We start from the raw sequence: 4,183 nt of genomic DNA on the forward strand, positions 1-4,183 counted from the left end.
AGATGTCGTGAGACCCACAGGTTGGACAGGTCATCTCGATTGTCATGGAGCCTACTCCCCCAGAATCTAGAAGTGCAACGGCGTTACCTTATTTCTCTCTATCCTTTACATTAATCCACTACCCTTTAACGTTTCGAGCTGGTCGCCTGTGATGGTGTCGCCCAGCCCCTTGCGGATGTGGTCGTAAGCCTGGGCTAAAAAGCCCCCGGTGCCGCAGCCTGGGTCGTAAATGGTCTCGTCCAGTTTTGGGTCAATGGCTTCGACCATGGCTCGAATAACGACACGGGGCGTAAAGAACTGCCCTCCGTCGTTACCCCGCTCGCCCATCTTGAGCAGCAGCCCCTCGTACACCTGCGACAAGGTGAAGATGTGGGTGTCGTCAATGTTTTCCTGGTTGATGACGTGGATTTTGTCGAGAATGTCGAGGAAGTTTTTCTAGGTGTCGATGCGGGTGCGCTCTACCCCCGACAACACCTGACTGATGACCTTCTGGCGTAGCGAGGCGTTGGGCTGGTCTCGTAGCCCACGCAGGTAGGGCAGCAAGTCGTTGTTCACAAAGGCGAAGAAATCGCCCAATGAGCCATCCTGTAGTTCTTTGCGCTTCCAGCCCTGGGGCAGGCCGTCGACCAGGTCGAGCAGGTCTTCGCTGTAGGGCGCGGCCCATTCGCGCCAGCGGTAGGGCAACGCTAGCGACTGCTTGAAGTCAATGCCCAGCACTTCGGCCTCTTCTTCTTCCCGTGCTTCCATTTCGTCGAGAATGCGCAGGAACAGAATCCAGGTCATTTCAGGGACGTACTGCAATGCCCCGGCACAGTTTGACCGGCGCATGATGTCGCAGACGGATTTGATGTAGCTGTCGAGACTGGCTTGGGTCGTGAATAAGCGCCCGTTTCGGTTGTTTTGAGACATGTACTTCCAATGTTTAAGAAGTTTGAGGCCTAACTATAAAGGTTTCACAGTTGAAGAATGTCCTTGCCATATAGGCTACGCGCTGTATGGGCCTTAAGTTGTCATTTTCTGCAACCACTCGAAAATCTTCTTCCCCATATTGATTAGTCTGAATCAAAACATTGACCATGGTTTTCAGTAGTACTCGCTGAGCATCATTGTCAATGCCATTTCGCCCTCTCTCTCTCATTGTAGAAATCACTTCTCTCTCGAAAAAACTAATCGGCCTGAGAGAACCTATTTGTCTTGGTTCAGAGAGCAAGTAGCCGTCGCCATTAGGTGCCTGGAATGAAACATGATGCTCATCAAAATCATTAATCATCCCAATTTGACTGGGAGGAACAAAAACAGAATTCTCTGCAACTTGTCTATTGACATAATAATTATTCAAGTCATCAACATCATGAAATACAGGGGCAACATAGTAGACCAAATAACCATGGCTTTCAAGCGCTAGCAGAGAATCATGCTGCTTAGAATATTTTCTAGAACGTAACTCGAATCGGTAGTATGGTGGCGTGAAGATTCCTGCCTTTGCCTCTCGTGCCCTTCGATTAATCATGTGGTCAGACAGCTTAAATTGTATAAAAAGAAATATGCCAAAATTAAATCCGACATCAAAGCCTAGCTCCCCTTCTTCAATGAGTGACGGAAAGAATGGAGCTTCGACTAAAGTCCCATCTAACTTACGAGAAATTTCATCTGTGAAGGCATAGCCAAATGAGAATTCGCTTATTTCAGGTTTCACAGCTCACCTTGGAAAGCGCGACGAAGCAACGCCGCAGGCATGGCATTAATCGTGTCGAGTTGGCCTTGTAGCGATTGACGGATGTCCTCTGTTTGTTTGAATTTTGCGTTAATCATCTCCGAAATATTCTTTTGTCTTTGTGTAGGCGGAATAGCTAATTCGAGATTTCTAACGTCAGTCGAATTAATTGAAGATTGTCCAATAGCTCTTTTTGCCACTTCTTTAATTTGGTCTTTAATTTTTTTCGTTCTTAGTTGCTGAGTCATGAATAAGGAGTCGAATCCTTGTTTTAGGCGAACTCGAATAAGCATATTCTCAAATACATTTCCATCAGCTTTCTCACACACCCATCCGCATTTTCCGACAAGCTCAAAACTATTAACTCGGCTGATAAGGATGTCTCCTTTCTGAAGAGAGAATTTTCTTAGCTCTTGCTCATCAACTTCTATTTGAGCGACTTCATGAAAACTTAGATTCCAGCTATTGTTGTCAATGTTGTACATCCGGATAAATGGATGACCATGACCATAAAATTCATTCTTCTTGTAAATGCCGTTTTGTACGGAGGTAGCAACATCACCAAGTCGTTTCGTCTCCCATGTTTGTGCTTCGGGGCTGTCGAAGACTTGTCGCAGGTACGCAGCGGGTAGGGCATCGGCGGCTTCTAACTGTGCCTCGGCTGCGGCTCGTGCTTTCTCGACGGCGGCCATCTGCTCGTTCAGAATAGCGACGATGCGTTTCTGTTCATCGAGCGGGGGAAGAGGTAATAGAAGCGGGTCGAGGTCTTTTCGATTAATTTGTGGAACAGAATTCCCGCTTTGAATTGAAGCCAAGTCCCAACTTTTAAACCAAAGATGGAGGAATTCAGGAAGTACTTTCTTTTTATGTGCATGAATGCCCATTAAATTGGGGTCAAGAACGGCGCTTACCTTTAGGATTCGTTTTTTGTTTGTCGCGATTGCGCCTCCTCGTTTCGGGAAGACAACATCATCTGGGGCGAGAATACGACTTCCAGCATTTTGCTTGTTCGTATAAATTGGCGATCCGCGAAGGTTACGACCATTTGAGAAAACCCCATCCAAGTCAGAAACCTTCAGGCAGTAAATGCGCTCTTCCTCAGGAACATTACTTTGATGATTTGGTAACGTGCTTCCTCCAATGATGTCGCAAACCTCGCCTAACTTCACCAACTGCCACCCATCCGGCAGCGCTTTCTTCTCTCCTTTTTGGTGTCGTTCCAACGTCTTCGTCATGCCGCAAACAGCCTACGTTTCATATCCATCAACACAGCCTTCGCATCGTCCAACAGCTTCAGCGCCTTAATTCCCCCCGCGTTTCGTACCTTGGGCGAAGCAAACAACTCCCTGCTCTCCAGCCCATCGGTACCCGCATCGGTAAACTGCGCCGCAATCTGTCGCACCGTGTCGGCGGCGGGCTGTGGCATTCCATTTAACCACCCATCGTGGTTCAACATAAACGATTCGACCCGACCAAATCGCGTCTTGGGCGGCAGTTGGTAGCCCAGCTCCACCAGCACATCATAGAGGTCGTAGTCTTCCATATGGCGAATCAGCTGAATCACCGACGACGACAGGCTACCGCTGTGGAGCTGTCGCAGCATGTCTTGCCGTTCCTCTGGCGTGACCCAGCGCTCTAAAAACTCATTGGGGGTCGGCACCTCGCTGAGCAGGCGTTCGGCCAGCATTTCTTGGTACTGCTGCACCGTTACAGGCGTCTCCCGTCCGTTAATCACCGTGAGGATGTACTGCCCGTCGTTTCGAATCTGGACGTCGAAGCCTGCCACCTGAATGATGGGCGGTGCGTCGTCGGTGCCCTCGCCTTCCCCCGCCGTGGGGCTCGGCGTCGTCACCTTGGTGCGAAACTCGTGACCAAACAGCCTTGTGGCGTTGGTGTAGTCGTACAGCCAGAACATCAGCTTATTCGTGTTGATATCGATGCGGGTGCCCCGACCCACCATCTGGTAAAACAGGATGGGCGACTTCATGTACTTAAAGAACACCACGTTTCGCAGCGAGGGCACGTCTACCCCCGTCGTCAGCAGGTCGACCGTCGTAGCGACAAAGTAGTCGCGGTTGCTGCCCTTGAGGTCAGCGAGAAAGTCTTTGCCGCCGCCCTTGGCCGTGCAGCGAAAGGCATAGTTCCGCACCGGCTCGCGGCCATGCTCGGCACACCAGCGGGCGTAGAGATTATTCATCTCGATGGTAATGGCCTGGGCGTGATTGTCGCGCACGCAGAAAATAATTGTCTTCTGCTCTGGGCCTCCTGTTTCGAGCAGGTAGCGAAACAGGTCGGCCCCCATGGCGATGACCCGGTCGGGCAGCATCAGTCGGTCTTCGAAGGCTGACTGCCTGACAGAAGTGGGTGAAAGGCTTGAAACCTCGTGAGGCGAAGGGGAAAAGGTGAGGTGACATGAGACGCTGAAATTTGCGTCATCTCAGAGTCTGCACCATGTCAGCCACCACCTGT

At 50.3% G+C, this 4,183-nt stretch carries 5 protein-coding genes; all 5 read right to left on the reverse strand.

The features are described 5' to 3' along the window. Positions 1-105 precede the first annotated feature (105 nt). The 5 genes from ACQ4N7_RS29990 to ACQ4N7_RS30010 all read right to left on the reverse strand — a co-directional run bounded on the left by ACQ4N7_RS29990 (position 106) and on the right by ACQ4N7_RS30010 (position 4,040). Positions 106-351 carry an N-6 DNA methylase gene (locus tag ACQ4N7_RS29990; protein ID WP_430715085.1) on the reverse strand — a complete coding sequence of 82 codons (246 nt, stop codon included), beginning with the start codon at positions 349-351 and terminating at the stop codon, positions 106-108. 84 nt (positions 352-435) lie between these two features. Next, on the reverse strand, positions 436-909 hold the full coding sequence (locus ACQ4N7_RS29995; RefSeq protein WP_430715081.1) for a type I restriction-modification system subunit M N-terminal domain-containing protein: 474 nt from the start codon (positions 907-909) through the stop codon (positions 436-438). 13 nt (positions 910-922) lie between these two features. After that, complete coding sequence (locus ACQ4N7_RS30000) at positions 923-1,696, reverse strand: hypothetical protein (protein ID WP_430715082.1); 774 nt, start codon at positions 1,694-1,696, stop codon at positions 923-925. Beyond that, on the reverse strand, positions 1,693-2,949 hold the full coding sequence (locus tag ACQ4N7_RS30005) for a restriction endonuclease subunit S (RefSeq protein ID WP_430715083.1): 1,257 nt from the start codon (positions 2,947-2,949) through the stop codon (positions 1,693-1,695). Before ACQ4N7_RS30005 ends, ACQ4N7_RS30000 begins: the two co-directional genes overlap by 4 nt. Beyond that, complete coding sequence (locus tag ACQ4N7_RS30010) at positions 2,946-4,040, reverse strand: helicase-related protein (protein ID WP_430715084.1); 1,095 nt, start codon at positions 4,038-4,040, stop codon at positions 2,946-2,948. Before ACQ4N7_RS30010 ends, ACQ4N7_RS30005 begins: the two co-directional genes overlap by 4 nt. Positions 4,041-4,183 lie beyond the last annotated feature (143 nt).

It is taken from the genome of Nodosilinea sp. AN01ver1 (assembly GCF_050565655.1).
Taxonomy (GTDB): domain Bacteria; phylum Cyanobacteriota; class Cyanobacteriia; order Phormidesmidales; family Phormidesmidaceae; genus Nodosilinea.